At 56.5% G+C, this 1507-nt stretch carries 1 protein-coding gene; it reads right to left on the reverse strand.

What is annotated here, in order from left to right; all coding sequences use genetic code 11:
• Positions 1–1325 (reverse strand): IS110 family RNA-guided transposase (locus HGO40_RS30455; RefSeq protein ID WP_250966059.1); only part of this gene is annotated, 1325 nt, incomplete at its 3' end.
• Between the last annotated feature and the right edge of the window lie 182 nt (positions 1326–1507).

Consider the following 1507-nt stretch of genomic DNA (forward strand, 5'->3'; position numbering starts at 1 on the left):
GCGACCAATCGAACACCCAGCTTTGTAGCCTTACGCTGTAAGGCTCTAAGCTGACGATCACGACTTTTGGCCTCGTACTCGTCCATATCCTGCGCCACGTAAGGCTGTCCCTTGGTCAGCATGGCGTAGATCAGGCGGGCCAGCTGGTGAGCCGTAGCCTTAATGGCGCAGGCCGTATCCATGCGAGCCAATCGGGCGCGGTGACTGGCACCGATAAAACTTTTATCGGTGCGGGCGCTAGAGGCCGCCTGCTTCAACGCTTGTGCCGCCCGGTTAAATACCTTGGGGACATGACCGGGCAAGGGTTTTCCCCCCGATATTCGGGTTGAGGGCGCTACCCCCAACCAAGAACTGAAATGTTGCTCAGTCGGAAAACGCGACAAATCAGGTCCGACTTCGCTCGCCAGAACCAAGGCAGATTCGATTCCGATGGTGGGAATCGCGGTCAGGTCCACGCCCATGATTCTCACAAGTGCCTGGTGCAAGCTGGCCTGTTCATCTGCCGAGCGATGCGGGCTACGCAGTGGCTTGGTGGGTTGCGGGGGCTCATGGTTCAGCACTGGGAGTCGATCAAGTGCCTGAGTGATGGCCTGATCACATTCGGCAATCTGCTTCTCAAGGAAATCATGAGCAGCCACCTCCTGAGCCAAAGCATGCAGATGCTCGACTCGCCAGTTACCGTGCAGGCTGCGGGCAATGGTTTGGTGATCGGCCTTGATACGGCCGTCTCGGAAGTTGGCCAAGACTTGAGGGTCACGCTCGCCATCGATGATGGCCTTGATGATTTTCATCCCTGTCACGCCAGCAATATTGCTGATGACATTGGCTAACTGAATATTCATCTGCGTCAGGGCTTTTTGCATGCGGTTGATGGTCTTGGCTTGATCACGAACCTTCATGGCCCGCTGGCGAACCAATGATCGCATCGAGCAAATATCATCAGCGGGTCGGAAAGCACCTCTGAGTAAGCCATGGGTCATGAGTTGCCAGATCCACTGGCAATCCAGAACATCGGATTTACGCCCGCTTATCTGACGAGTTGCACGGGAGTTGACCAGGTACACCTCAAAGCCCCTTGAATCGAGAAGCTCGAACAGGGGTATCCAGTAAACGCCAGTGGCCTCCATCGCCACGACCTTGATTTTCAGCGATTCCAGCCATTCGGCCAGCCTCACCAAATCCTCAGTGAAGGCCGGAAAACAGCGAACAGGCTTGTCGCTTTGATCGGGATTGACGCCAACCCAGTGCTCGCGGCTGCCGATATCGATACCGGCACAATGAGGGTGAATCACTTCAAATCGTTTCTGCTGCTTCTTGCGCGCCATGACAATTCCTCGCAGGATTGAATGGCGCGCGGGGAACACGGTGGCGAACGGATTCACTCTCTCATACGTGGTCACAGCTTGCTGTGCCTACAACGACTCCACGCCGATACCGTGCCGGCCACTCTCCCTCGCGGGTGCGGACACACCAGTGATAGCTACGGCCTCTTTCCCCGCGCGCACCC

The organism is Pseudomonas sp. CG7 (genome assembly GCF_023701885.1).
In the GTDB taxonomy this organism is placed as follows: domain Bacteria; phylum Pseudomonadota; class Gammaproteobacteria; order Pseudomonadales; family Pseudomonadaceae; genus Aquipseudomonas; species Aquipseudomonas zanjanensis.